The 25,300-nt window shown below is 42.0% G+C and carries 29 protein-coding genes; 25 read left to right on the top strand and 4 right to left on the bottom strand.

Going from position 1 to position 25,300, the window contains the following annotated elements; translation table 11 throughout:
* Window position 1: 1 nt before the first annotated feature.
* The 7 genes from FGG15_RS04930 (at window position 2) to FGG15_RS04960 (ending at window position 6,266) form a co-directional block, all read left to right on the top strand.
* Window positions 2-763 (top strand): adenosylcobinamide-GDP ribazoletransferase, encoded by a 762-nt coding sequence (locus tag FGG15_RS04930; RefSeq protein ID WP_138833802.1) that lies wholly within the window; start codon window positions 2-4, stop codon window positions 761-763.
* A complete protein-coding gene (gene cobC, locus FGG15_RS04935) occupies window positions 748-1,326 on the top strand; it encodes an alpha-ribazole phosphatase (RefSeq protein WP_138833804.1) in 579 nt (192 codons plus the stop codon). The genes FGG15_RS04930 and cobC overlap by 16 nt, the downstream gene beginning before the upstream one ends.
* Entirely contained in the window at window positions 1,323-2,477 is a 1,155-nt protein-coding gene (locus FGG15_RS04940; protein ID WP_138833806.1) for an ABC transporter substrate-binding protein, read from the top strand. The genes cobC and FGG15_RS04940 overlap by 4 nt, the downstream gene beginning before the upstream one ends.
* A complete protein-coding gene (locus FGG15_RS04945) occupies window positions 2,478-3,509 on the top strand; it encodes a FecCD family ABC transporter permease (protein ID WP_138833808.1) in 1,032 nt (343 codons plus the stop codon).
* Window positions 3,509-4,288: an ABC transporter ATP-binding protein gene (locus FGG15_RS04950; protein ID WP_138833810.1), complete on the top strand. Its 780-nt coding sequence runs from the start codon at window positions 3,509-3,511 to the stop codon at window positions 4,286-4,288. The genes FGG15_RS04945 and FGG15_RS04950 overlap by 1 nt, the downstream gene beginning before the upstream one ends.
* 61 nt (window positions 4,289-4,349) lie before the next feature.
* Window positions 4,350-5,693: a DNA recombination protein RmuC gene (locus tag FGG15_RS04955; protein ID WP_138833812.1), complete on the top strand. Its 1,344-nt coding sequence runs from the start codon at window positions 4,350-4,352 to the stop codon at window positions 5,691-5,693.
* A 27-nt stretch (window positions 5,694-5,720) separates the two neighbouring features.
* Window positions 5,721-6,266, top strand: coding sequence for an acyl-CoA thioesterase (locus FGG15_RS04960; RefSeq protein WP_138833814.1), 546 nt, complete (start codon window positions 5,721-5,723; stop codon window positions 6,264-6,266).
* Between the two features lie 190 nt (window positions 6,267-6,456).
* Here FGG15_RS04960 and pgl read toward each other — a convergent pair whose 3' ends face one another.
* Together pgl and zwf are read right to left on the bottom strand one after the other, a co-directional pair.
* Window positions 6,457-7,170: a 6-phosphogluconolactonase gene (gene pgl, locus FGG15_RS04965; RefSeq protein WP_138833816.1), complete on the bottom strand. Its 714-nt coding sequence runs from the start codon at window positions 7,168-7,170 to the stop codon at window positions 6,457-6,459.
* 142 nt (window positions 7,171-7,312) lie between these two features.
* Complete coding sequence (gene zwf, locus FGG15_RS04970) at window positions 7,313-8,845, bottom strand: glucose-6-phosphate dehydrogenase (RefSeq protein WP_138833819.1); 1,533 nt, start codon at window positions 8,843-8,845, stop codon at window positions 7,313-7,315.
* A 188-nt stretch (window positions 8,846-9,033) separates the two neighbouring features.
* On the opposite strand from zwf, the gene gndA reads away from it, so the two are divergent.
* The 18 genes from gndA (at window position 9,034) to FGG15_RS05060 (ending at window position 22,172) form a co-directional block, all read left to right on the top strand.
* Window positions 9,034-10,443: an NADP-dependent phosphogluconate dehydrogenase gene (gene gndA, locus FGG15_RS04975; protein WP_138833821.1), complete on the top strand. Its 1,410-nt coding sequence runs from the start codon at window positions 9,034-9,036 to the stop codon at window positions 10,441-10,443.
* Between the two features lie 19 nt (window positions 10,444-10,462).
* Window positions 10,463-11,038, top strand: coding sequence for a Crp/Fnr family transcriptional regulator (locus FGG15_RS04980; protein ID WP_138833823.1), 576 nt, complete (start codon window positions 10,463-10,465; stop codon window positions 11,036-11,038).
* A 64-nt stretch (window positions 11,039-11,102) separates the two neighbouring features.
* The gene (locus FGG15_RS04985; protein ID WP_138833825.1) at window positions 11,103-11,543 is read left to right on the top strand and encodes a carboxymuconolactone decarboxylase family protein; all 441 of its coding nucleotides are present in this window, start codon (window positions 11,103-11,105) and stop codon (window positions 11,541-11,543) included.
* Window positions 11,544-11,790: 247 nt separating this feature from the next.
* The gene (locus FGG15_RS04990; RefSeq protein WP_138833827.1) at window positions 11,791-13,569 is read left to right on the top strand and encodes a hypothetical protein; all 1,779 of its coding nucleotides are present in this window, start codon (window positions 11,791-11,793) and stop codon (window positions 13,567-13,569) included.
* Window positions 13,570-13,673: 104 nt separating this feature from the next.
* Complete coding sequence (locus FGG15_RS04995; RefSeq protein WP_138833829.1) at window positions 13,674-14,366, top strand: helix-turn-helix transcriptional regulator; 693 nt, start codon at window positions 13,674-13,676, stop codon at window positions 14,364-14,366.
* 68 nt (window positions 14,367-14,434) lie between these two features.
* Window positions 14,435-14,758 (top strand): hypothetical protein, encoded by a 324-nt coding sequence (locus FGG15_RS05000; protein WP_138833831.1) that lies wholly within the window; start codon window positions 14,435-14,437, stop codon window positions 14,756-14,758.
* Window positions 14,759-14,955: 197 nt separating this feature from the next.
* Entirely contained in the window at window positions 14,956-15,450 is a 495-nt protein-coding gene (locus tag FGG15_RS05005; protein WP_202619524.1) for a YdeI/OmpD-associated family protein, read from the top strand.
* A 74-nt stretch (window positions 15,451-15,524) separates the two neighbouring features.
* A complete protein-coding gene (locus tag FGG15_RS05010; RefSeq protein ID WP_138833835.1) occupies window positions 15,525-15,854 on the top strand; it encodes an ArsR/SmtB family transcription factor in 330 nt (109 codons plus the stop codon).
* A complete protein-coding gene (locus FGG15_RS05015; protein WP_138833838.1) occupies window positions 15,847-16,299 on the top strand; it encodes an SRPBCC family protein in 453 nt (150 codons plus the stop codon). The genes FGG15_RS05010 and FGG15_RS05015 overlap by 8 nt, the downstream gene beginning before the upstream one ends.
* Before the next feature lie 193 nt (window positions 16,300-16,492).
* Window positions 16,493-17,005, top strand: coding sequence for a hypothetical protein (locus tag FGG15_RS05020; protein ID WP_138833840.1), 513 nt, complete (start codon window positions 16,493-16,495; stop codon window positions 17,003-17,005).
* A gap of 173 nt (window positions 17,006-17,178) precedes the next feature.
* Complete coding sequence (locus FGG15_RS05025) at window positions 17,179-18,030, top strand: ABC transporter ATP-binding protein (protein ID WP_138833842.1); 852 nt, start codon at window positions 17,179-17,181, stop codon at window positions 18,028-18,030.
* Entirely contained in the window at window positions 18,014-18,766 is a 753-nt protein-coding gene (locus tag FGG15_RS05030) for a hypothetical protein (RefSeq protein WP_138833844.1), read from the top strand. The genes FGG15_RS05025 and FGG15_RS05030 overlap by 17 nt, the downstream gene beginning before the upstream one ends.
* A gap of 1 nt (window position 18,767) precedes the next feature.
* Window positions 18,768-19,136, top strand: coding sequence for a GntR family transcriptional regulator (locus FGG15_RS05035; RefSeq protein ID WP_138833846.1), 369 nt, complete (start codon window positions 18,768-18,770; stop codon window positions 19,134-19,136).
* A complete protein-coding gene (locus FGG15_RS05040; RefSeq protein WP_138833848.1) occupies window positions 19,123-19,680 on the top strand; it encodes a GIN domain-containing protein in 558 nt (185 codons plus the stop codon). The genes FGG15_RS05035 and FGG15_RS05040 overlap by 14 nt, the downstream gene beginning before the upstream one ends.
* 118 nt (window positions 19,681-19,798) lie before the next feature.
* Window positions 19,799-20,248, top strand: a complete 450-nt coding sequence (locus FGG15_RS05045) for a hypothetical protein (RefSeq protein WP_138833850.1) — start codon at window positions 19,799-19,801, stop codon at window positions 20,246-20,248.
* An 86-nt stretch (window positions 20,249-20,334) separates the two neighbouring features.
* Window positions 20,335-20,574, top strand: a complete 240-nt coding sequence (locus FGG15_RS05050) for a hypothetical protein (RefSeq protein WP_138833852.1) — start codon at window positions 20,335-20,337, stop codon at window positions 20,572-20,574.
* Between the two features lie 48 nt (window positions 20,575-20,622).
* A complete protein-coding gene (locus FGG15_RS05055; protein WP_138833854.1) occupies window positions 20,623-21,303 on the top strand; it encodes a DUF4386 domain-containing protein in 681 nt (226 codons plus the stop codon).
* Between the two features lie 35 nt (window positions 21,304-21,338).
* On the top strand, window positions 21,339-22,172 hold the full coding sequence (locus FGG15_RS05060) for a DUF2306 domain-containing protein (RefSeq protein ID WP_138833856.1): 834 nt from the start codon (window positions 21,339-21,341) through the stop codon (window positions 22,170-22,172).
* A gap of 4 nt (window positions 22,173-22,176) precedes the next feature.
* Here the strand turns inward: FGG15_RS05060 and carB are convergent, their stop codons facing one another.
* Window positions 22,177-25,029: a carbamoyl-phosphate synthase large subunit gene (carB, locus tag FGG15_RS05065; RefSeq protein WP_138833858.1), complete on the bottom strand. Its 2,853-nt coding sequence runs from the start codon at window positions 25,027-25,029 to the stop codon at window positions 22,177-22,179.
* A 102-nt stretch (window positions 25,030-25,131) separates the two neighbouring features.
* A complete protein-coding gene (gene rpmH / locus FGG15_RS05070) occupies window positions 25,132-25,290 on the bottom strand; it encodes a 50S ribosomal protein L34 (protein WP_084598129.1) in 159 nt (52 codons plus the stop codon).
* Window positions 25,291-25,300: the final 10 nt, after the last annotated feature.

Raw genomic sequence — 25,300 nt, forward strand, 5'->3', positions numbered from 1 at the left:
CATGAAAAAGGAAATTGACATATTTTTTACTGCTCTCATGTTCTTTACCAGGATACCATGTCCCAAGTGGATCGGCCATGACCCGGAATATTTAAGGCAAAGCTCTAAATACTTTCCCTTGGTCGGGATTGTAGTTGGAGCCATTGGGGCATTGATTTTTTATTTGAGTCTATTTGTTTTTTCCAAAGACATTTCCATTTTATTGAGTATGGCGGCCACAATTTACACTACTGGAGCCTTTCATGAAGATGGATTTGCAGATGTCTGTGACGGTTTTGGTGGTGGTTGGACCAAGGAAAAGATATTGCTGATCATGAAGGATTCAAGATTAGGGACCTACGGAGTTATTGGCCTTATCCTTTTATTGGGATTGAAATTTAGCGTCCTACTTCAAGTACCATCATCCCTTATTCCATTGGTACTGATATCTGGCCATGCCGCCAGTAGATTTATTGCCACAACGCTAATTTATACCCATCAATATGTCAGGGACACTGATAACAGTAAGGCGAAGCCAGCTGCAAAGACCATGAGTTTTGGTATGCTCTGTATTGGTGGACTGTTTGGCCTTGCACCCATGCTTTTTTTTCAGCAGCCATTACTTTTATTGGTCCTATTGCCCATGTATATGGGAAAACTGTTTTTAGGTCAAAAATTTAATAAATGGATCGGTGGGCAAACCGGTGATTGTGCAGGAGCTGTCCAACAATTAACCGAAGTTATTTTTTACTTAAGCTTGATTGTATTGTGGAGATTTATCTAATTAGACATACAACCCCTGATATTGAAAAAGGAATTTGTTATGGGCAATCAGATATTGATGTGACAACCACTTTTGAAACTGAGGTAAAACAAATTCATTCGATAATTGGTAAAACCGATGCATCCAAAATATACAGCAGTCCTTTACAAAGGTGCATGAAATTAGCCAAGACCTTTGGTTCCCCTGTTCATTATATGGATCATTTAAAAGAACTGGATTTTGGGGATTGGGAACTTAAACCGTGGAATGAAATCCCACCATCAGAGTTAAATCCTTGGATGGAAAACTTTGTGCATATAGCTCCTCCAAATGGAGAATCGTATCAAACCCTACAACAAAGGGCCATTTCCTGTTTCAATATGATAATGGCCGAAATAGCTCAGTCATCAATTCTAATAACGCATGCAGGAACTATAAGAGCATTACTTGCGCATCTATTGGGCATTGCACTGAAGGATTCTTTCCAAATTAAATTAAAGTATGGGCAGGTGATTAAGCTGCAATATAAAGATCATGCCTTTAAAATTTTAGAGGGATTAACCCTAGAAAAGATACAATCATGAAAAGCATATTCCCAATATACCTTCTTTTACTTTCATTTTTTGTGCTGGTATCGTGCAAACCGAAAAAGGAGAACCTGCCCTTACCCGCGGCACATGCCGAAGTAAATTCCTTGTCCCATGCATGGGGGTTTTCCTTTGAAAAACAAGGGGATATTACGGTAATTGAAGTCTCCTCTGCTTGGCCGGGTTCCAACACCACTTTTACCTATGCGCTTGTACCCAAAGAAAAATGGGCGTCTATCTCACTCCCTGCAGATACATATGATGCCATTATTGGTACTCCAGTAGAGCGAATGGTCATTACATCCACTACGCATATTCCCTCCTTGGAAGCTTTGGGGGAACTCGAAAGCATTGTTGGTTTTCCCAACACGGATTTAATCTCCTCAAAACGCACAAGAGAACGAATTGAGCAGGGCCAGATTAAGGAACTGGGGAGCAATGAAAACATCAATACCGAAATTACGCTTGAACTAAATCCAGAGGTAGTCGTTGGCTTTGGAATCAATGATACTAACAAGGCCTACGAAACTATTAAGAAATCTGGGGTTCCATTAGTATATAATGGAGATTGGACGGAAGCCACTCCGCTAGGAAAAGCGGAATGGATTAAATTTTTCGCCCCTTTCTTTCACAAAGAAATGGAGGCAGATAGCATTTTTAATGCCATTGAAACGGATTATAAGAAAGCCAAACTACTGGCCTTGGAAGCCAAAGAAAAACCCACTGTACTAACCGGCGGTCTGTACAAAGACGTGTGGTATGTGGCTGGAGGGAACAGTTGGATGGCTCAGTTTCTCCAAGATGCCAATGCCAATTATCTCTGGGCAGAATCCCCAGAAAGCGGTAGCATTGGTTTGAGTCTGGAAGTGGTTCTGGCCAAGGGATCGCAAGCGGATTATTGGTTTAACCCCTCTTTGCATACTTCATACGAAGAGTTGCTGCAGGTCAATACCCATTATCAACAATTTGAAGCATTTACACAAAATAAGGTGTTCTCCAATGCCATTAAGAAGGGGGACACAGGGGGCTTATTATTTTATGAGCTGGCTCCCCAAAGACCCGACTTGGTGCTCAAGGATCTCATCTCCATTTTGCACCCCGGACTTCTTCCCGATTATGAACCTCACTTTTTTAGGCCTTTAAATTAGATGGGTTCGCAGCGTTCATATTCCTTTGTTTTTGCCATAATCGTTTTGGCACTTCTTTTGGCGTTTTTGCTCAATGTTAGCTCAGGTTCCGTGAACATCCCTTTTACAGCCGTATTAAGTGGCATGTTTGGGGGACATATGGAGGTAGAATCGTGGAATTACATCCTTTGGAATTATAGGATGCCCAAAGCCTTCTCTTCCATTTTGGTGGGCGGTGGACTTTCACTTAGTGGATTACTGATGCAAACCCTTTTCAGAAATCCTTTGGCGGGCCCTTTTGTTTTAGGAATTAGTTCTGGCGCCAGTTTGGGCGCAGCTTTGCTCTTGATGGGAACCTCAATGATTACCGGTTTTACCGTAATGCCATTTTTAAACGATGTTTCCTTGGTCATCGCGGCCAGTCTGGGCAGTTTTTTGGTGCTTTTGGTGGTGCTATTGGTCGCTAACCGAATCAAGGATACCATGGCGCTATTGATCATTGGACTCATGTTTGGGAGCATTACCTCGGCCATTGTAAGTGTTTTGGCCTATTTTACCACAGCAGAAAATTTACAACGCTTTGTTTTCTGGTCCTTTGGAAGTGTTGGAAATTTATCTTCGAGGCAAGTGGCCCTAATGGGAGCCATAGTAGGTTTGGGTGTACTTTTGTCCATTGTATCAATTAAAAGATTGAATGCCTTTCTCCTAGGGGAAAACTATGCGCAGAGTTTGGGCATATCGCTAAAACGGTCCAGGTTGACCATAATCATCGCTACCGGAATTTTGGCCGGTGGGGTAACCGCATTTGCAGGCCCCATCGCTTTTGTAGGACTTGCTGTGCCCCATTTGACCCGTCAGATTTTTGACACCATGGAGCACCGAATTCTTATTCCCGCCGTGTTTCTATATGGTGCTATCCTTATGCTACTATGCGATGTGATTGCCCAGCTCCCCAATTCGGCCAATATTCTGCCCATTAATGCTATAACTTCCCTAGTGGGGGCGCCGGTGGTTATCTGGTTATTGGTTAGAAAACGTAAAATGTTGTTTTGATGTCGCATCCCAATCGTTTAAATATCAACGTTGAGAATTTGGCCATAGGCTACAAAGATCGGGTGATCTGTCAAAACATTGATTTGAAATTGGCATCTGGTGAACTTTGCGCCATTGTGGGAGTGAATGGTGTTGGAAAATCTACCCTTGTTAGAACACTGGGGAATTTGCAGCCCAAAATGAATGGTGAAATCCAAATTGCTGGGGAAAACCTTGGAGCATTTAACATGGACCAGCTTGCGAAGATCTTGAGTGTTGTGCTGACCGAGCAACCAGCATCCAAAAATCTAAGGGTACAGGAATTAATTGCTTTAGGAAGACAACCCTACACCAATTGGATAGGAACTTTGACCCAGGAGGATAAAAGATACATTCAAACCAATCTGAAAGCTTTTCTGCTTGAGGATTTGAAGCAACGCAAATGCCATGAACTCAGTGATGGTCAACTGCAACGGGTGTTAATAGCAAGGGCCGCCGCCCAGGACACTCCCGTGGTATTACTGGATGAGCCCACCACCCATCTGGATCTATATCATAAGGTTCAAATTCTAAAAATGTTGCAGCAATTGGCTCATCAAAGCAAAAAGACCATCGTATTTACAACGCATGAAATAGATTTGGCCATTCAATTATGCGATAAAATCCTGATTTTGGATGGCAAGACCAACCCATTTGGCACCCCATCTGATTTGATCAAGCAAAAACATTTTGAACAACTTTTCCCTTCAGATATGGTTCAGTTTGATTCTAGCAGCGGTTCATTTAAGGTGAAAAAGTAATGCACTTTCCCATTCTTCAGCATGGGGGAATCCTGTATCTTTATCATAAGATTTACATTTTATGAGCGAAGCATTGATTTATATAATCGTTGGGCTATTAATGGCAGGGCTTGGACTGTTTTTGGGCATCTATATCCAAAAATTGAAGACCAAATCCAACGAAGATGTATGGGGAGAACGGGAACAGCAGTTGAATTCATCCATTCGCGCTTTGAATGATAAATTATTGACGACCGACGAGGAAAAAAAGCAATTGCAAAATGAAAAAGAGCAGCAAAGCAACCAAATAGTTCGTTACCAAGCCGATTTGGAAAACTTGCAACGCATCAATACAGAACAAAAGGAAGAAGTAGAAAAGCTTCAGGAAAAGTTTACCAAGGAATTTGAAAACTTGGCCAATAAAATCCTAGATGAAAAGAGCACCAAATTCACGGAGCAGAACCAAAAGAACATCAAACAGATTTTAAGTCCTCTCCAAGAAAAAATCCAACTGTTTGAGAAAAAAGTAGAGGCTACGCAAAAGGAAAACATAAGCATACATTCCGCTTTGAAGGAACAATTGCTCAACCTTCAAAACCAGAACTTAAAAATTACCCAGGAAGCAGAGAATCTGACCAAAGCCTTAAAAGGTGATAGCAAAATGCAGGGGAACTGGGGCGAATTGGTGCTGGAACGGGTTTTGGAAAAATCGGGATTGGAGAAGGATCGGGAATACAGTGTGCAACAAAGTTTTACACGTGAAGACGGTTCCCGGGTGTTGCCCGATGTTATCATCAACCTACCGGATGGTAAAAAAATGATTGTGGATTCCAAGGTTTCCCTCACAGATTATGAACGCTACACCAATGCCGACGTAGAAGTCAAAGAGAAGCATTTAAAGGATCATATCAATTCACTACGGAAACACGTGGAACAGCTTTCCTCCAAAAAATATGAGGATCTCTATGAAATGGAAAGCCCGGATTTTGTTTTGCTGTTTGTTCCCATTGAGCCTGCATTTGCAGTGGCCATCAATCAGGATAGTTCGCTATATGTCAAGGCGTTTGAACAAAATATTGTCATCGTAACCCCTTCTACCCTCTTGGCTACTCTAAGAACCATAGATACCATGTGGAGCAATGAGAAGCAACAAAAAAATGCCATTGAAATTGCAAGACAGGCTGGGGCACTTTACGATAAATTTGAAGGTTTTGTAACTGACTTGACCAAGGTGGGCAAAAAAATGGATGAGGCCAAAACAGAATATAGGGGAGCTATGAACAAATTGGTGGAAGGCAGAGGCAATATTGTGACCAGCATTGAAAGATTGAAAAAAATGGGAGCCAAAGCCAAAAAATCCATCCCTGAACCCATATTAAAAAGAGCTCAGGAAGACGATTATGAAGAACCACAATTGGAACTCTAAGCCTTTTTCCACATTTTAGTAATTACCATGAAAAAATTCAAGACCGCTAAGGAATCCAAAGTCTCCATTACCGAACTCATGCTACCCTCCCACTCCAATTTTGGCGGGAAAGTGCATGGGGGACACATTTTAAATCTAATGGACCAAATTGCGTTTGCTTGTGCTTCCAAACACTCGCAAGCTTATTGTGTGACGGCTTCGGTGAATCGCGTTAATTTTTTGAATCCGATAGAGGTTGGGGAGTTGGTAACCTTGAAAGCGGCCATCAATTATACCGGGCGTACCTCTATGGTTGTAGGTGTTCGGGTGGAGTCGGAAAATGTACAAACTGGGGAAACCAAACACTGCAATTCTTCCTATTTTACCATGGTGGCCAAAAATGGGGAAGGCAAGAACATTCCAGTTCCTGGATTAATTGTTGAGGACAATCAAGGATTACGACGTTTTGCACGAAGTATGGAACGAAAGACCTCGGCCTATGATAGGGATACCAAGTACAGCTCAAAAAAGTTTGTGGCTAAAGAATACCTTCACTTGATGGATGCCGAAAATGTAAAACTGGAAGTGGATTAATCTAAGTTCAACTAAGGGAGGTTAGATTTTAGACAGCGCCTATTCACAAACCTAAGAAATAGTCACTTCGAGCCCAGTCGAAAAGTCTAAAAAATCGATTCTTTACCGGTCTCGACTGCGCTCGACCTGACATTTAGCGCCAAATTTCTTTGATATCAACCACAGATAAGATTCCAAAATCTGCGTCTCATTAACTAAGCAAGGAAGCTGCTTCCCGGTCCATAAACCAGCTCAAATTTCCTGAAACTGGATTTACCAGTGCCGCTGGGTAATATTTAAATCCTTCGGATTGTCCAATGATGGTTTGCACCTTTTCGGCTTTTGACTTTCCAGTGACCAAAAATGCTACCTCCTTAGCGGTATTAATCACTTTCCCAGTAATAGAAACCCTTTTTTGACCTGATTCGGGATGGGTTGCCACCACGCAATGGTCGGCTGCTTCCCAGAGATCAATCTCATGAGGAAAAATGGAGGCCGTATGTCCATCATCTCCCATCCCAAGTATGACCAAATCGAATTGGGGAATCCCTTCAACCCTATTCAAATTGATTTCAAGGAGGTTGGCATACCGCATAGCTTCGGGATTGGGGTCGTTTTCCCCAAAAACGCGATGTATATTTTCTTGGGGCACATCAATCTTTGAAAACAGATGTTCCACAGTCATTTTGTAATTGCTTTGATCATCTGTTGGCGGTACACAACGCTCATCTCCCCAATAAAAATGGATCTTGCTCCAATCAATTTTATCTGCAAAATTTTCAGCAAGAATATCAAAAACAATTTTGGGTGTACTCCCGCCAGAAAGCGCCACATGAAACTCAACTTTATCCTTGACCAAATTCTCAAAATAAGCTGAGAACTGTTCAGCTACTTCCTGTTTGTCGTTAAATATTTTTAATTCCATAAATCTACTTCAATACCCAAATTTCAAACTCCAAATTCCAAACTTGTTTTGTCTAGTTGGTCTGACACGAATTGCTAGAACTGACAACTGATTACCGATTACTCTTTACTGATTGCTGATTACTGATTACTGATTACTGAACCTAACAAATCACACAATACCCGGGATCCTCCGCCAAGCTTTCCCCCGGATTCCGCCAGGAGCCCAAATCGTCTATAAGCTCATCTGCATTTTCAGGTCCCCAAACTCCCGCTGCATAACCGTACATACGGACATCCTTTCCATTTTTCCAGTAATTTAAAATAGGATCTACGAACTCCCAAGCCGCTTCCACCTCATCCGCCCTGGCATACAAGGTCGCATCTCCTTGCATAGCATCCAAAAGAAGACGTTCATAAGCCTCCATGACATAGGTCTGCGCCAAACTTGAGTAGTAAAAGTCCAAATTGGCACGCTCAACCTTAAACCCTTGCCCCGGTACTTTTACACCAAACTTCATCAAAATACCTTCATCGGGTTGAATACGAATAATCAATTTATTGTCTTTACTATTGACCCCAGAATCCTTAAAAATCTGGTGGTGCGGGGTCTTGAAGTGAATCACCACTTCGGTAACCTTGGTTGGCATTCGTTTGGCTGTTCGCACATAAAAGGGAACACCTTCCCAGCGCCAATTGTCCACAAAAAATTTGATTGCAGCATACGTTTCCGTAGTGGAATTGGCATCCACACCATCTTCTTCACGATACCCTTTAACCTTCTCCCCTTTTACCTCTGATGCCACATACTGTGCCCTAATGGTATTGTCCCATAGGGTTTTTTCATCGCTCATAATGCGCAATGACTTTAGGGCTTTCACTTTTTCATTCCGAATTTCCTCTGGTTGATCACCAATGGGAGGTTCCATGACCACCAAGGACACAATCTGTAACAAGTGATTTTGAAACATGTCCCGAAGCGCCCCTGACTTATCGTAATATCCACCCCTTTTCTCTACACCAACACTTTCCGCATTGGTAATTTCAACATGGTGAATATAGTTTCTGTTCCATAGCGGTTCAAAAATACTGTTGGAAAACCGGGTAACCAGCAAGTTTTGTACAGTCTCCTTCCCTAAATAATGGTCTATTCGGTATATCTGCGGTTCAGTAAAAAACTTATGGAGTCCAGCATTCAGTTTTCTGGCCGTCTCCAAACTATAGCCAAATGGCTTCTCCACTATCAATCTTTTCCAACCATTATTTTGGGTGCTCATACCAGCATCTGCCAAACGCTGCGCTATGGTTTCGTACAAAGTAGGTGGCGTGGACAGGTAGTAGATTATGTTGCCCGAGGTTTTATATTCCTTTTTTAGGGTCTCAATCCTTGTCCTTAGACCTTGATAATCCGTGTCATAGGCACCCCCTAAATCTTCATAAAACAGTTTATCCGCAAAACCCCTGATGTAGTTTTCCTTCAAGTCCTCAATTTTTTCCTTTAAATAAGGGCTGTTATAAACCACCTTATCCCGAAATGCTTCATCCGTAAGATCACTCCGGCTAGCTCCCAAAACCACAAAATTTTCGGGCAACTGTCGCGCTACATATAAATTAAAAAGTGCAGGCATCAACTTTCTGGCCGTCAAGTCCCCTGAGGCACCAAAAATGACAAGAATTTGGTTGTCCGTCTTTTTCATAATTACATCTGAAAGTTAATCGTTTAAACCTCAAAAAAAATGACACGGAAATCACGAATCCATAAAAATGTTTTACGTTCCCGTTTTATTTTTGAGCATGACGAATATAACGTTTATTTTAGGTTCGCGATTCAACGGATAGCTTACGTATCGCTCTCCTAACAAAACACTAACAAAAAGAAAGAAAAATGGCAGATACTTATGATTTTGGCCTCGTTGGCCTAGGGGTGATGGGAAGGAATTTTATCCTCAATGTTGCGGACAATGGATTTACTGCCTTTGGGAACGATTTGGATGAGGAAAAGGTCAATGCGCTTATAGCCGAGGGTGGAGACACCTCCAAGGTCAATGCCACCTCTGATGTCGCCACGTTTGTTGGTGCTTTAAGTACCCCTAGAAAAATTATGCTTTTGGTACCTGCGGGGAAAGTTGTGGACCTTGTAATTGACGGACTCTTACCCCATTTGGACAAGGGGGATATCATTATTGACGGCGGGAACTCCTTTTTTACCGATACGGACCGTCGCGAGGCCTACTTACAACAAAAAGGAATCAATTTCTTTGGAGCCGGGGTTTCGGGCGGTGCTAAGGGTGCCAGAAAAGGCCCAAGTATTATGCCTGGAGGTTCAAGGGAGGCCTATCAATACGTAAAACCCATTTTTGAAGCGGTCTCAGCCAAGTACAAAGGTGAACCTTGTGTGGCCTATTTAGGACCCAAATCCGCAGGAAACTATGTGAAAATGGTGCATAATGGTATTGAATATGGCCTAATGCAGCTCACTTCGGAAATCTATGACCTTTTGAAAAAAGCAGGCGGCCTAACCAATCAGGAGCTCCATCAAACCTTTGGGGATTGGAATGCCGGAAGATTACAGTCTTTTTTGGTTGAAATCACTTCCGAGATTTTTGCGCAAAAAGATGACTTGGCCGATGGCGACTTGGTGGATAAAATCCTGGATAAAGCCAAACAAAAAGGTACCGGGAAGTGGACCTCCCAAAATGCCATGGATTTGGGAATCCCTGTCCCCACTATTGATATTGCTGTAAGCATGCGGGAAATATCCGCCTTGAAAGATGAACGTGTAAAGGCAGATGATCTTTATGACAAGCCAGAATTGACATCGGTTGTAAAAGACTCTTTGATCAGCAAGGCTGAACAGGCTCTTTATTTTTCCTTCATCATGACCTATGCCCAAGGTATGCACCAACTGGCAGATGCATCCAAGGAGTACGGCTATGAATTGCAATTAGGAGAAATTGCCAAAATCTGGCGGGCCGGATGCATCATCCGCGCCGAATTGTTGGCCGATATTACCAGTGCATTTCAAGCGGACAATAATCTTCAAAACCTGCTCCTGTCCCCTTCATTTGTAGATAAAGTAAAGGAAACGGTTGGCGCTGCAAGGGAACTTGTGGCCTATGGAGCGTCCAATGGAATTCCATTACCTGGCCTGTCCAATGCCTTGACTTATTTTGATGCATATACCAGTGGCAGATTACCTTTGAACCTGATTCAGGCGCAACGGGATTACTTTGGTTCCCACACCTATGAACGTCTAGATAAAGAGGGCATTTTCCATACAGAATGGGAGGATTAAACAGTGTAGCCTGCGACAAATGTCCAAACAACTTTTTGACCATATCAATCAATATGCAACTGTTTCCCCTGTAGAGTTTGAGGAAATTATGCGTTTTTTTGAGCTCCGTACCGCCCGTAAAAAGGAAATGCTTATGGAAGCCAATACCCCATGCACCCATACGTATTTTGTGCTACAAGGTTGCCTAAACATGTTTTTTCCAACGGAGAAAGGAGTGGAACGTACCATCCAGTTTGGAATAGAAAATTGGTGGTTAACGGATTTTCTTTCATTTGGCAACAAGTCCAGTTCCAATTATGCCATCCAAGCGGTGGAAAAGACAAGGTTTCTGTCGATAAGCCGCGGCCAATACGACACTTTGCTGGAGCGATTTCCTCAAATGGAAAAATACTTCCGGGCAATCTACCAAATTGGCTATGGGGCTTCCTTGAATAAAATGAGGTACCTACAGGACTATTCCAAGGAAGACATTTACTTCCATTTTACAGAACAGTTTCCTGATTTTGCGCAGCGGGTCCCCCAATACTTAATTGCTTCTTTTTTAGGGCTCACTCCAGAATACGTAAGTGAAATCCGAGCCAAAAGACGTTCTTAAACCCGTTTAAGTTTTTTGGGTTTTACCTGATTTACCTTCGTTCCAAATTAAAAATACAACGAACATGGAAACGAGAATTCAAATTGGGGAAACAGAACCCAAAGCGTATCAAGCCGTCTTTGGATTGGAAGGATACTTGGCGCAATCCGGCCTAAAAAAATCGCATTATAAACTAATCAAAATTAGGGCATCCCAAATCAACGGATGTGCTTTTTGTATTGATATGCATACCAAGGAAGCATTAAAACTTGGGGAAACACAAGAACGCTTGTTCCTTTTGGATGCTTGGCAAGATATTGATGTTTTCTCCGAAGAGGAAAAAGTAATCTTGCAAATGACAGAAGAAGTGACCAAGATTCATGACAAAGGACTAACGCCTGAAACTTATCAAAAGGCCATGAAGTTCTTTGATTCGCATTACTTTTCACAAATCATTATGGCCATTGCTACCATCAATGTCTGGAACCGGATTGCCATAAGTACACATATGCCAGTAGCGGTTTAGAACAAAAGCTTTGCTGACTAAAAATGGCATGGAACCATTTTAAAAGAAAAGCAATACGTCATTCTGGATTTATTTCAGAATCCCAGAAATCTTACAAAAACATACCTTTTGGAAAGTCCCTTCCTTTTTCATATCCGTTCACTGAAAACCCCCATCCGTAAACCCAAACAGGGCATCCGTCAATTGGCATCTGTTGAAACTCCTAAAATGGGGCAACTTACAAGGGTAACCAATAAAATACGGAAGCATGAACAAAATACTAGTAGTATGGATGGTCTTGGCCTTAGGGCTGGGAGGCGTTCAGACGACCAAGGCCCAGCGTTTTAAAAAACTAAAAAGCAAGGTGGAAAAAAAAGTGGAACGGAAAGCCAACGACGTTATTGATGGCAAACCCGGAACCACTAAAAGGAAAAGTAATAATATAAAACCAGGCACCCCAACGGTCTCCTCCGCTGGCTCTACCCCCACATCCACACAGGAGACAACAGCAACCCCTAACCAAGAACCAAACACAACTAAAACCAAGACAACTATGGCACAAGCAGATGAAAATTGTAAGAGAGCATTAGGTGCTAGAAGTAGGTTTGAAACAGAAATGACAGACGTACAAAGATGTATTGAAGAAGAATGTGGTTCTGAAAAAATGCGAGGTTACCTCTCGAAAGCTGAATACTACTTGGAGCAAGCAAAGCAAAAGGCGCCTGATTGCGATACATCTGATATGGAAAAGGCTGTTTCCGATGCAAAGCAGATTCTCAACGAATACGAAAAAGAATTTGTGCCATTTAACGAGGGAACCTATAGCACTTCATCGTTTGTTTATCCAAAGATAGAAGTAGGGAATTTTAAAGCCCAAATGGGTAAATACTATATGGACGTTAACCTCTTTAAAAAAGGTGCAACCGAGCCGGAAGTAGTTACTGTGTCCTATTCCAGTAGCGAGACAAAGCCTGAAAAATTTGAAGGTAGAATTCAATTCAATACAGAACTAAAGTTCAACATTTATGAAAAGGAGGATCACCATGTGTTGGAGATCTACCAAAGTAATGACTTTGCCTCCGTAATCCTGTTTGGGGAACAAGATGCAGAAACCCTTAAAAAGAAGGTGCAGGAATTTAGGATTCCAGATTCCAAGAGCGAGGGGGAATATGCCGCCATGGGAGACATGCAAAAGCGAGAGGCTGGCAGAATAGTAGTATCCAATAGCGATAACTTGGGCCACGATAACCACGGGCCCTTTAGCTTAAAAGAACTGGAAATTGGCAAGCCTGCGCACATGCGTTCATTTCATCAAAATATTGAACCACCCATGGAGACCCTGCAAAGGGCAGGCATCCATATTACCCAAGAAGGGTATGGCATTCGGATTTTGACAGAATACCACTTAAATGGAAAACTTGTGGCCAAAGTAGAGGATGGTCCGTTATACGACGACGCTAGATTAAAGGCACATACATGGACTTCCATTAGGCATCCTTTATGGAAAAATGAAAGGGAGGGTTATGGGATACCTTTTATTGAAGAACATGTTCTTAAAGAGAACCTACCCGTAGGGGACTATCCTTTGGAAATCAAAAAATACGTGTTCAGCGTTGAAGATAACCAAGAAGACTATAAAATACTCTTGGCCACCAGCGGCCCATTGACCTTGAAGGTAACCGAAGCGGGGTACCGAAGACTGTGCAATTCGGAGTACGGGCCATCCAAAGCGCCAAAGGACCAAAGCGCCAAGGCCAAAACCTTGTTATCAGTACTACGGAAACATGCCAAAGCGCAAGGGTGGACAGAGACTTTTATTAATGATGTACGCAACGTTACTAAATGGACTCCGGTACGGAACGTATTTGGTGTAATCACTCATTACAAATGTTCGGCCACCTTCCGCGCAAAATACCCTTTGGCAGATGGCAGATATAGTTTTGGGGAGATAAATTCGTTGTTGCATAGGAAAGAAGGGCGTATTGAAGTCTTTGGTATGAGCGGGCAACATTATATTCCCAATTGCAATAAGGGTACCAACCAATAATGGGGAAGAGCCGCTAAAGCGGCTCTTTTTCTTTTCCTATGGTTTAAAAATTGGGGCTTGGTACACTTTCATGTAAATTGCCGTAGATTTCTTTGTGCACACTCATGAACAGACTTACCCGCATTACCTCTATATTGATCAAGCTGCAATCCAAAAGCACACTAACGGCGCAGGAGATTGCAGACGAATTTGACATTAGTCTAAGAACCGTATACCGGGATGTAAAAACCCTACAGGAAGCCGGAGTACCCATCGGTTCCGAAGCGGGTATTGGTTATTTTATGGTGGATGGATACCGGCTGCCCCCTGTGTCTTTTGCAGAGGACGAAGCCAATGCACTGGTAACCGCCGAAAAGTTTGTGTTGCAGAACATGGAAACTTCCTTGGTCAAGAATTACCGCTCTGCCCTAACCAAAATCAAGGCAGTACTGCGTACTTCCGAAAAGGATAAAGTAGCGCTACTGGAAAGCAGGATAAGCCCTGCCCGTCAATTCAACAAAGAAGAAAGCTCATCCTATTTGGCAGAGGTCCAAAAAGCCATTACCTCCTTTGAGGTCATAGACATTACCTACCGTGACCCGCAAGGTATCACTACCCAACGCAAGGTAGACCCTCTAGGACTGTATTTTACGGAAAACAGATGGGTTATGGTGGCCTATTGTAGATTTAGGGAAGATTACCGGGACTTTCGTTTGGACAGGATTTTGGATTTAAAACCTACAGATATAACATCCGGGAAAGCCATTACGTTCAACCTACAGGATCACTTTAAGAAACGGGGCGAAAAATATTCTTGACCCCTACTGACATACCCTTGACACTCTCCAGAATTAGCTTTGTTGTTAAATGAAAAACAACACAAAAAATGAACAATCATCAAATTTTGGAGTGGGCCCCATTTACCATCAAAGAGGGCATCACGGAGCAACAACTGTTGGAAGCCTCCAAAGCTTTGCAAACAGATTTCTTGGAAAAGCAAAACGGGTTCATCCGAAGGGAACTTTTGGTTCAATCTGATCGGAGCTTTATCGACACCATTCTATGGGAAAGTATGGATGCGGCTCGGGAAGTTATGGTCAAGGTTCAGGAAAGTCCTGCCTTTTCCAAATACTTTAACCTGATGGAAGAAGCTGATACTTCCCAACCGGAACAAGGTGTTTTGCACTATCAAATGTATGCCAGTTATTAATGCAGACCTTTGGGCATTTTGATTAAAAATTCGTCAGTTCGAGATTTCCAACGGAAAGTATCGAGAATTAGGGAATTGATTAAAAACCCCTTGTTCTCGATACTATTTTTGCGGCAGAAAGCCGAAAAAATCACTCGAACTGACGGGTTGGATCAGTTTATTTTTCAAAATGCAAAGGATTAGGCTAACAAATTAAAATGAAAGAACCCATAATAAAAGGCGAATTCCTTCTTCAAAAAAGCCCGGGAAAGGGCGGATGGACCTATGCAAGCATCCCAGGAAAAATCAAAGGTAAATCCAATGCCTTTGGGTGGGTCAAGGTAAAGGGGAGTATAGATGGATTTCCCATTCAACAGTACAACATTATGCCGCTCAATAATGGTCATATGTTTTTGCCGGTAAAGGCAGCCATCCGAAAGATAATTGGGAAATGGCCAGGGGACTATGTCAAAGTTGTTTTGTATTTGGATGAAGACCCCATTCAAATTCCCGAAGATATCATGGAATGTTTTCGTCAAGAGCCGGCATCCCTCCTATTAACGTTTCAATCTTTCACTGAAGGGCAGCAAAAAGCATATTTGGATTGGATCTATGCTGCTAAAAAGGAAGATACCCAAGCGGACAGAATAGCATTGATGATGCACAAACTGTCTAAAAACTTAACGCTTCACCAACAGGAAAAGAACGAATAGTCCAAAAAATTCATTTGTAAATTTGTGTAACCGAATGATTACATATATATTTGTAACCAAACGGTTACTTATAAATGAGAAGAGATGTATTCCAAGCCATTGCAGATCCCGTTCGGCGCGATATCATCAAGCTGCTGTCGGAACAGGCTTTGACCGTAAATGAGGTGGCCGAGCAATTTCAGGTGAGCAGACCTGCCATTTCCAAACACCTAAAGATTTTGGAAGAATGCGGAATTATCAGCTATAGTCAAAAAGGACGTGAACGGCACTGCCTTATTCAACCAAAAAACCTAATCCCTGCATTTTTATGGATTGACCAATACCGAAATCTCTGGGAAGAGAAACTGGACTCTTTTGAAAACTATTTGAATCAATTACAAAACAAAAACAACAAGCATGAATAATCCAAAAAACAGAACCCTTACCATTGAGCGAACATTAGATGCCCCTCTAGACCTAGTTTGGGATGCCTGGACAAAGCCAGAACATATTGCACAATGGTGGGGAGCAAACGGAATGGAAACCAAAATAGTAGAACATGATTTTACCGTTGGAGGCCAATGGAAATATGCCATGACCATGCCAGATGGCCGCGAATTTACCGCCGACGGAGTGTACATAGAAATTGTACCGAAGGAAAGAATCATTACCTCAGCCAACTTTAAACCTATGACCGAAGGCGTGGAAATCCAAACCATTTTTAAGGCGGATGGTGACAAAACCCAATTGACCTTCAATTGTGTACACGAAACTGAGGAGTATTGCAAACAACAGGAAGAAATGGGCTTTTATAATGGCTGGGGCTCTTTCTTTGACCGCTTGTCTGAATTTGTAAAGTCCAAACCATGAGAAAGAGATGACAAAATTCAGGTCTAAAATCATTGAAAAGGTGAGCTTAAAGCTTGCCTTTTATTATTAATGATCTTTCAAACTGAGCAATAATAAACCCATTCGTCAATTCAAACTGGGTATCCGTCAATTGGAATCAAAGAATCTCAACCAAAAAGTGAAGATTGCTTATTTAAACGAAAAATTAGATTCCATGAAAAAACACAATGTATTATTGAGCAACTTTCTTCCATTTATTTTAACCATGCTTGTCTTTCTTAACGCTTGTAAAAAAGATGACAGTCCTACGCCCATAGATCCCATTGTGGGTACTTGGAAGCTTACAGGCGCTTCAGTGAACGGTTCATCAATTTTAGGCACACTATATGTATCCAGCACTTGCGCTGCAGATGACCAGTTTATTTTGGCCGAAGGAAGCGTCTCCGATTTAACTGGAAGTACCAGTGTAGATATCGGAGATCTAAATTGTTATGATCCTGCCAAGAATTCTGACATTGTTCAAGGGGGAACTTGGTTATTCAACAGCAACAAAACTCAAGTTACCATTACCTTGCCGGCTGGAACAGGCTTTCCAATTTCCGTTTTGGACATACAGGATTTGGAATTCCCTAGCGAAACCACCATGACAGGTGTTTATTATAGTTTTGACCAAGAAGGTTCTGATGAATCTGTTGATTTAGATATCGTCTTAACCAGACAAGATTAGTGAATGGTTCCTAAGCTATAACTGTGAGGTAATTGTCTTTGTAAGTTTAAATTAAATAATATTCTTTGGTAGTGGCGGACATTTTTTATCCGCCACTACTTCTTTCCATAAAATTTGGAGAATCAAAAAAATATTTTACATTTGTAGTGTTCTAGTTATCTAATACGCTATAAATGTTAACGACAAACAAGCTTTATTTCAACTATCCAACCAGTCCTTCGGTACTTAAGTCCATTAATCTGGAACTTAAGCCAGGCAATATCTATGGCTTGTTTGGTAAGAATGGGGAAGGGAAAAGCACCTTGATCAAGATAATGAGTGGGTTGTTGTTTCCAAAATCCGGTAATTGCACTTTTAATGGGCGGTCCATACAGCAAAGAGAGCCAGAGACCTTACAGGACATTTTTTTAATCCCCGAGGAATTTGAATTGCCTTCCATCTCCATAAAGGCTTTTGAACATATCAACTCGGTTTTCTATCCCAATTTTTCCAAAGAACAGTTTTACAATCTTTTGGAAGAATTCCATTTAAAACCGCAACAAATCATCTCCAACCTTTCTTTTGGGCAAAAAAAGAAAGTGCTAATAGCTTTTGGTATTGCAGTAAATACACAGCTGTTACTCATGGATGAACCCACCAATGGCTTGGACATTCCGTCCAAAAGTCAATTTAGAAAGGTCATGGCGGCCAGTGTTGATTCTGGGAAATGTATAGTGATTTCGACCCATCAAGTTCGAGACCTTCATAGCCTTATCAACCATGTAATCATTTTGGACAATGCTCAGCTCATTTTTGATGAATCCCTAGATCAGGTGACCAAAATGCTCTGGTTTGGTAGGGCATCCAGCACGGAGCAAACCGGACTTATTTATTCTGAGGGGGCATTTGGTGGACGATCCGTACATGCCAGAATGGATAAGGAAGAAACTGAGGTGGACTTGGAACTTCTATTTAATGGGGTCTTGAACGAGCCTGCGAGAATAAATCAAATCATGCAAAACAATGATCATGGGACAAGGGTTTAGTTTTCAGCGGGTAATACAGTTCATCAAGCGGGACTTGGTGCTGCTACGAGGTACATTTCTGACTGGATTTTTGGTAGCCATCATCTTGGTTTTTCTCTTTTGTTTGTTAAACATGGTCTGGGATCAAAAATTAAGTTTGGAAGAGTTTTATGGAATTTTCGGAATCATCTATATCCCTATGGGAATACTGTTCACCTTTGCATTGTTTCGCGAGTTCGGCAACCCAAAAACCAACGCATTATATCTGGCCCTTCCCATTTCTACCATAGAACGACTAGTGGGCAAATGGCTAACGGTTAGCCTGATCTACACCTTGGTATTGTCTGTTTTGGCGCTGCTGGTCGGGACAGTTGCCATGGCGGCGGGAATCATTCTTTTTGGAGCCAATTTTAACCTGCTAACGCTATTCTCAGAATCGTATTTAACTATTGTTGGCACCTATATTTTTGTTCAACCTGTAGCCATGGTGGGCGCGCTTAGTTTTTCCAGAAACAAGATCGGGAAAACCTTATTGGCTGTTGGAATCGTAGTACTTGGCTTCTTTCTTTTCAATTTTCTATTGTACGCCATGTTCAACCATAAACTTGGTGTTTTTGACGAAGACGGGCTAGGTTCAATGGCATTCAACAAGGCCGGTATGGATTATTCCATTGTTGGACGATGGTTCTATGGCTTCATATTTGGTCCGCTAATGCTTGTGGTGGCTTATTTTAAAATGAGGGAAAAGGAGGTGTAGGATGGATTTTGACAACAGTAAACCCATTTATTTACAAATAGTGGATTTCTTTTATGAAAACATATTGAGCAAACAATGGCAAGAAGGAAGCAGAATCCCTTCCGTTAGAGAGGTAGCCATGATGGTGGAGGTCAACCCCAATACCGCCATAAGGGCCTTTAACCACCTACAGGATTTGGAGGTGATCTATAATAAAAGAGGTATTGGATACTTCGTATCCAATAATGGATATACCACTGTATTGGATATTAAACGTAAGGAGTTTTTGGAACAAAACCTTCCTAACCTATTCAAGCAAATGAGTCTATTGGACATTGGCATTGAAGAATTGAACAACGCTTACAACCAACACAAAAATGAAGAAGAGTAGTCTTATTTTATGGGGAGCGCTGATTGCTATCCTGCTATTTTCGTTCATTTTTCAGTTATTCGTGCATAGCTATGTGAAGGAAGGGAAAGCCAATATCAAACCTGTGCAAATGCTAAAGCAAAATAGGCAGCTTTCCCATTTTACAGTTATCAAAGCAAGTGGAAGATTGAAAATTCTTATGGAACAACAAGACGCAGTAGGTATTGAGGTAAATGCCCCGGATTATATTATCGATTCCATTCGCACCCTAATAATTGACGATACTTTGGACATCAGTGTGGTTTCTTCCTTGAAGAAGAAAGACAGCATTATCCTACGTATTTCAAATCCAGAATATCATGGGCTCCAGTTTAGTTCTGAAACATCAGTTGAGTCCGTCGGGACCCTATCAGGAACAAATCTGGACTTGAAGTTCAGCGATAAAAGCTCTGGAAATCTTGAACTTTCCTATGAGCGATTGAATTACACCAACACCTCAACAGGCAGCGTGAATTTAAATGGAAAAATTAACCAACTTTATTTTATGGAGGAAAAGAATAACTAAATACCATCAAAAAACGAACAATCAGCTTTCATTATTCATCAATCATCAATCTGCCCTGAGCGCCTGCCTGCCGACAGGCAGGAAGTCAAAGGGTCAATCAATCAAAAAACGAACAGTTATGAAATCACTTACAACTACACATGACCAAGAGGGTATTCCATATCCCCCGAAATGGCGCATTTGGCTTATGCGCGGCCTCTATTTTCTCACATTTATAGGACTGGTATTTGAAGCTTGGGAATATTTGCTCTTCCCTCCGGAGCCCCTGGACTATATCACCGGAGTGACTTTTAGTTTTTGGGCGGCTTATGCTACCCTCATGGGAATTGGCATAAGATACCCGTTAAAAATGCTGCCATTGATCCTACTGCAATTGGCTTACAAATCCATCTGGGCATTAACGGTTTACCTTCCCATGAAACATGCTGGGACAATCACTCCCAACGCAGAATCCTTCTTTTGGGTATGCGTGACTGCGGTAATCATTGATACCCTGGTTATTCCATGGGGGTATTTGCTTAAGGCTTTCATCAAGCCTTTTTTAAAATTCAGGGATTATCCGGTGTAAACACCGCGAATCCCTGAGACCATTCATCAATCTGCCTGTAGGTTTACATTTCGCAGACACGCAGACAGGTCAAAAAACGAACAATTATGAAATTACAAAAAGTAAGAACCAAGCGTCATTTCCGGTTCCTAGGTATAGGGCTCACCGTTTTGATTCTTTGCGGCTATGCGCTACATAGGTATCATACCCAAAAGAAAGTGGAGCTCGCCTACCAGCAAACGGCATATGCACTTGGGCTATTATCCGAAAACTTGAACAAAGGGTTTAGCAAAATGGGGCATTTGAACCAATTTGAACGAACCAAACGAAAAATTTACAAGTACTAAAGTTTATTCATCAATCTACTGTTGGAAGACAGTAAAAAACGAACAATCATGAAAACAAATCAAAAAACAGGTAGAATTGTGGGAGCCTTGATGCTCCTGATCATGGCGGTGGGTATACCTTCATTAAATCTTAGAGGCCTTTCCACATCAATGGCCGAAGACCTAAATTTTCTGGAATATATCCATCAAAACGCACTGGGAATGCGCATAGGAATGGTACTGGACATCACTGCCAGCGCCTTATGGCTCTTTATTTCCATTTATCTTTTTCCCAAAATCAAAGCGTACAACTTGGGGTTCGCTCTCGCTTTTTTTGGGCTTTGGGTGGTTAATTTTGGCATCATCATCTACGGCAACATCAGTCATTTGTCATTGATTTCATTGAGCGGAGAATTTGTGAAGCCTGGTGCCACTAATCTGGACATCCTACGCACCCTAGGCTTGTTAAAAATTGAGGACTACTTCTGGTCGCATTTTATGGCATTAATTACCTATGCCATGGCCGCCTTTGTGTTCTACTATTTTCTTTTTAGAACCAAATTGGTGCCCAAATTATTGGCGTTATGGGGAATGGCAGCCATTACGCTGGTATTTACGGCCTCCTGGGTCAACATCTTTGATTTGGATATCAGCTTTCATTTCTATTCCCAGAACGGCATTTTTATGATAGCCTTTATGGGATGGCTAATTGCCAAGGGGTTTTCTGATTCTGCCATTCAGAACAGCTAGTTTCATCAATGTATTAATCAACAAAACGAACAATCATGTCAATCAAAACGAATACGCTTACCGCAGGTAGGCCAACTAAAATATGGCCTAAAAAAATATTGGACAGATCCATTGAAGTTTGGTTTACCGTCGCCGTTTTAGGTCAGTGGATATTTGCCCTTTACGTTGCGTTATTCTACGGAGGAGCCGCCATGGATGGTGATTTTATGCGATGGAACAGGGTTTTACCACACGGTTACGTGGAAGGTGAGACCATGGGCAATACGGCAGTGGCCATACACTTGCTTTTTGCAGTCATTGTAATGGTCGGTGGGCCCATGCAATTCATTCCAAAACTTAGGAATTATTTCCCTCGCTTACATCGCTGGAATGGACGATTTTACATTGGAGCTGCCTTTTTGATCAGTTTAAGTGGAATCTACATGGTTATAACCAAGGGCACCATCAGCGGCTTGGTTGGAGATATTAGTGTGAGTCTAAATGGCGCACTTATTTTGGTCTTTGCCCTAATGGCCATAAGAACAGCCATGAAGCGAGATTTTGTGGTACACCGAAAGTGGGCTCTAAGACTGTTCCTAACCATGGCGGGGGTATGGTTCTTTAGAATAGGCTTGATGTTTTGGCTATTCGTTCACGGAAGACCTGTGGGATTTGACCCGGAGACCTTCCGGGGTCCGTTCCTAGTCTTCTTGGGTTTTGCCCAATACCTTCTTCCTTTGGCGGTGTTGGAACTTTACTTTTTAGCACAGAAAAACAAGTCAGGAGGAGCCAAGATTGCCATGTCCATGGGCATGATAATCCTGACTCTTATAACAGCTTTGGGGACTTTTGCAGCCACCATGGGTATGTGGATACCGCGAATTAGCTGAAGCTCTATTTGCTGAGGTACATCTTCCTTCGGGAGTACAGGTTGTAGAAATCATCGTCTTTTAGACTATCTATAAAGAGGATGCTCTCTCCTGTACTTTTCATTTCCGGGCCCAGATTCTTATTCACGTTAGGGAACTTGTTGAACGAGAACACCGGTTGTTTTATCGCATACCCGTCCAAATGAGGCTTGAAATCAAAGTCTTTGACCTTCTTTTCCCCCAACATTACCTTGGTCGCATAATTCACATAGGGTTCTCCGTAAGCCTTCGCTATAAATGGAACTGTACGCGATGCCCTCGGATTTGCTTCAATGATATATACAATGTCGTCCTTGATGGCAAATTGGATATTGATCAGTCCAACCGTTTTAAGAGCCAAAGCTATCTTCTTGGTGTGGTCCTTTATTTGTTGCATCACAAATTCTCCTAGATTAAAAGGAGGCAAGGTTGCATTGGAATCCCCAGAATGGATACCACAGGGCTCTATATGCTCCATGATACCGATGATGTAGATCTCTTCTCCATCACAAATGGCATCTGCTTCTGCTTCAATGGCACCATCCAAATAATGATCCAACAAAAGTTTATTGTTGGGGATGCTGCGGAGCAAATCCACTACATGCGCTTCCAACTCTTCCTTATTGATCACAATCTTCATTCCCTGTCCACCCAAAACATAAGACGGACGCACCAAAAGTGGAAAATTAAGCTCATCTGCAAGTTGCAAGGCTTCATCCGCAGTTTCGGCCACTCCAAATCGTGGGTAAGGGATGTCATTTTCCTTCAGCAAAGTAGAAAAACTACCCCTGTCTTCTGCTAAATCCAAGGATTTGAAACTGGTTCCGATGATGTTAATGCCATAACGATCCAACTTTTCGGCCAGCTTCAAGGCTGTTTGTCCACCCAATTGCACAATGACTCCTTCTGGCTTTTCATGAAGAATGATATCATAAATATGCTCCCAGAAAACAGGTTCAAAATAGAGCTTATCTGCGGTGTCAAAATCCGTTGATACGGTTTCAGGATTACAGTTGATCATGATGGTTTCATAATCACATTCGGCTGCCGCCAAAACCCCATGCACACAGCAGTAATCAAATTCAATCCCCTGCCCTATTCTATTGGGTCCTGAACCCAAGACCACAATCTTTTTTCTATCGGTGACTTCACTATCGTTGGCCACAAAACGGGTACCATCAGCCGTTTCAATTTCTTCCTCAAAGGTGGAGTAATAATAAGGGGTCATCGCCTTAAATTCAGCAGCACAGGTATCCACCAGTTTATAGACCCTATTGATTTTCAGGGCCATTCTCTTTTTATGGACTTCACTTTCGTAACAATCCAACATATGGGCTATTTGACGGTCCGCAAAACCTTTTTGTTTAGCCTCCAACAACAGGGATTTGGAAAGGCTCTCCACCGTGTATTTCGAAATCTCCATTTCCAGATAATGAAGTTCCTCGTATTGCTTAAGGAACCACATATCTATCTTGGTGATATCATGGATGGTCTTCAATGGAATACCCAACTGGATGGCATCATAGAGTACAAACACCCTGTCCCAACTGGGCACTTTTAGTTTTTGAATAATTTTATCGTAGTCCTTGTAACCCTTGCCATCTGCGCCAAGACCATTTCGTTTGATTTCCAACGACTGTGTGGCCTTGTGCAACGCTTCTTGAAACGATCTACCAATACCCATGACCTCTCCCACAGACTTCATCTGAAGCCCCAGAGTCCGATCAGAACCTTCAAACTTGTCAAAGTTCCATCTTGGGATTTTTACGATAACGTAGTCCAAAGTGGGCTCAAACAAGGCCGAGGTGGATTTGGTAATTTGGTTATCCAATTCATCCAAACTGTAACCAATGGCCAGTTTGGTGGCAATTTTCGCAATAGGGTATCCTGTCGCCTTAGATGCCAAGGCCGAAGAACGGGACACCCTAGGGTTAATCTCAATGGCAATAATATCTTCCTTTTCATCAGGGCTCACTGCAAATTGAACGTTACATCCCCCTGCAAAATCCCCAATGCTGCGCATCATATGGATGGCCATATCACGCATTCGTTGGAATGTCCTATCGGATAAAGTCATTGCGGGAGCCACAGTAATGGAGTCTCCTGTGTGAATTCCCATGGGATCCATATTTTCAATGGTACAAATAATGACCACATTGTCATTTTTATCCCGAAGCAATTCCAATTCGTATTCTTTCCAGCCCATCAAGGCCTTGTCTATCATCACCTCATGAATAGGTGAAACTTCCAACCCATGACTTAATTGGGTGTCAAAATCTTCAGGATCATATACAATGGATGCCCCTGCCCCACCAAGGGTAAAAGAAGCACGAATTACCAATGGAAATCCAAATTCTTGGGCAATTTCCTTTCCTTTAAGAAAAGAGGTGGCTGATGCTTGCGGAGGCATACCAATCCCTATCTTGAGCATCAATTCCCTGAACTTCTCACGATCTTCGGTGATATTGATTGCGTCGATATCAACACCGATGATTTCCACTCCAAAATCCTCCCAAATACCTTTTTCATCAGCCTCAATACACAGATTCAGAGCCGTTTGTCCACCCATTGTGGGAAGTACCGCATCAATGTTGGGGTGGTTTTTTAAAATCTCAATAATTGATTTGGTGTTCAAGGGTTTCAGGTATACATGATCCGCCATGGCAGGATCCGTCATAATCGTAGCAGGGTTGCTATTGATCAAGATGGTTTCTATACCATCTTCGCGAAGAGATCTTAAGGATTGGGAACCGGAATAATCAAACTCACATGCCTGACCAATGATGATAGGGCCAGAACCAATAATCAAAATCGATTTAAGGTCTTTTCTTTTGGGCATTCTAATTAGGGTTACTCGTTATCAAATTTTTCAAAATTAGGTCAAAAAAAAGGTGCTAATCTTGAAAAAGTAGCACCTTTATTAAAAAGTTATTTACAGTCATTATTTCTTATGACGTGGTTCTGATGAAACAGATAATTTCTTTCTTCCCTTCGCTCTTCTTCTAGCAAGAACTTTTCTACCATTGGCAGTCGCCATGCGTTCTCTAAAACCATGCTTGTTTCTTCTCTTCCTCTTTGACGGCTGATACGTTCTTTTCATTTCGGAACTC

Origin of the sequence: Flagellimonas algicola, from assembly GCF_005937185.1 — a bacterium.
In the GTDB taxonomy this organism is placed as follows: Bacteria; Bacteroidota; Bacteroidia; order Flavobacteriales; family Flavobacteriaceae; genus Flagellimonas; species Flagellimonas algicola.

What these genes read in the sequence shown, in the direction of transcription:
- FGG15_RS04930 (WP_138833802.1), top strand. Translation starts at nt 2, where the DNA reads ATGAAAAAGGAAATTGACATATTTTTTACTGCTCTCATGTTCTTTACC.
- FGG15_RS04940 (WP_138833806.1), top strand. Translation starts at nt 1,323, where the DNA reads ATGAAAAGCATATTCCCAATATACCTTCTTTTACTTTCATTTTTTGTG.
- FGG15_RS04945 (WP_138833808.1), top strand. Translation starts at nt 2,478, where the DNA reads ATGGGTTCGCAGCGTTCATATTCCTTTGTTTTTGCCATAATCGTTTTG.
- FGG15_RS04950 (WP_138833810.1), top strand. Translation starts at nt 3,509, where the DNA reads ATGTCGCATCCCAATCGTTTAAATATCAACGTTGAGAATTTGGCCATA.
- FGG15_RS04955 (WP_138833812.1), top strand. Translation starts at nt 4,350, where the DNA reads ATGAGCGAAGCATTGATTTATATAATCGTTGGGCTATTAATGGCAGGG.
- FGG15_RS04960 (WP_138833814.1), top strand. Translation starts at nt 5,721, where the DNA reads ATGAAAAAATTCAAGACCGCTAAGGAATCCAAAGTCTCCATTACCGAA.
- pgl (WP_138833816.1), bottom strand. Translation starts at nt 7,170, where the DNA reads ATGGAATTAAAAATATTTAACGACAAACAGGAAGTAGCTGAACAGTTC.
- zwf (WP_138833819.1), bottom strand. Translation starts at nt 8,845, where the DNA reads ATGAAAAAGACGGACAACCAAATTCTTGTCATTTTTGGTGCCTCAGGG.
- gndA (WP_138833821.1), top strand. Translation starts at nt 9,034, where the DNA reads ATGGCAGATACTTATGATTTTGGCCTCGTTGGCCTAGGGGTGATGGGA.
- FGG15_RS04980 (WP_138833823.1), top strand. Translation starts at nt 10,463, where the DNA reads ATGTCCAAACAACTTTTTGACCATATCAATCAATATGCAACTGTTTCC.
- FGG15_RS04985 (WP_138833825.1), top strand. Translation starts at nt 11,103, where the DNA reads ATGGAAACGAGAATTCAAATTGGGGAAACAGAACCCAAAGCGTATCAA.
- FGG15_RS04990 (WP_138833827.1), top strand. Translation starts at nt 11,791, where the DNA reads ATGAACAAAATACTAGTAGTATGGATGGTCTTGGCCTTAGGGCTGGGA.
- FGG15_RS04995 (WP_138833829.1), top strand. Translation starts at nt 13,674, where the DNA reads ATGAACAGACTTACCCGCATTACCTCTATATTGATCAAGCTGCAATCC.
- FGG15_RS05000 (WP_138833831.1), top strand. Translation starts at nt 14,435, where the DNA reads ATGAACAATCATCAAATTTTGGAGTGGGCCCCATTTACCATCAAAGAG.
- FGG15_RS05005 (WP_202619524.1), top strand. Translation starts at nt 14,956, where the DNA reads ATGAAAGAACCCATAATAAAAGGCGAATTCCTTCTTCAAAAAAGCCCG.
- FGG15_RS05010 (WP_138833835.1), top strand. Translation starts at nt 15,525, where the DNA reads ATGAGAAGAGATGTATTCCAAGCCATTGCAGATCCCGTTCGGCGCGAT.
- FGG15_RS05015 (WP_138833838.1), top strand. Translation starts at nt 15,847, where the DNA reads ATGAATAATCCAAAAAACAGAACCCTTACCATTGAGCGAACATTAGAT.
- FGG15_RS05020 (WP_138833840.1), top strand. Translation starts at nt 16,493, where the DNA reads ATGAAAAAACACAATGTATTATTGAGCAACTTTCTTCCATTTATTTTA.
- FGG15_RS05025 (WP_138833842.1), top strand. Translation starts at nt 17,179, where the DNA reads ATGTTAACGACAAACAAGCTTTATTTCAACTATCCAACCAGTCCTTCG.
- FGG15_RS05030 (WP_138833844.1), top strand. Translation starts at nt 18,014, where the DNA reads ATGGGACAAGGGTTTAGTTTTCAGCGGGTAATACAGTTCATCAAGCGG.
- FGG15_RS05035 (WP_138833846.1), top strand. Translation starts at nt 18,768, where the DNA reads ATGGATTTTGACAACAGTAAACCCATTTATTTACAAATAGTGGATTTC.
- FGG15_RS05040 (WP_138833848.1), top strand. Translation starts at nt 19,123, where the DNA reads ATGAAGAAGAGTAGTCTTATTTTATGGGGAGCGCTGATTGCTATCCTG.
- FGG15_RS05045 (WP_138833850.1), top strand. Translation starts at nt 19,799, where the DNA reads ATGAAATCACTTACAACTACACATGACCAAGAGGGTATTCCATATCCC.
- FGG15_RS05050 (WP_138833852.1), top strand. Translation starts at nt 20,335, where the DNA reads ATGAAATTACAAAAAGTAAGAACCAAGCGTCATTTCCGGTTCCTAGGT.
- FGG15_RS05055 (WP_138833854.1), top strand. Translation starts at nt 20,623, where the DNA reads ATGAAAACAAATCAAAAAACAGGTAGAATTGTGGGAGCCTTGATGCTC.
- FGG15_RS05060 (WP_138833856.1), top strand. Translation starts at nt 21,339, where the DNA reads ATGTCAATCAAAACGAATACGCTTACCGCAGGTAGGCCAACTAAAATA.
- carB (WP_138833858.1), bottom strand. Translation starts at nt 25,029, where the DNA reads ATGCCCAAAAGAAAAGACCTTAAATCGATTTTGATTATTGGTTCTGGC.
- rpmH (WP_084598129.1), bottom strand. Translation starts at nt 25,290, where the DNA reads ATGAAAAGAACGTATCAGCCGTCAAAGAGGAAGAGAAGAAACAAGCAT.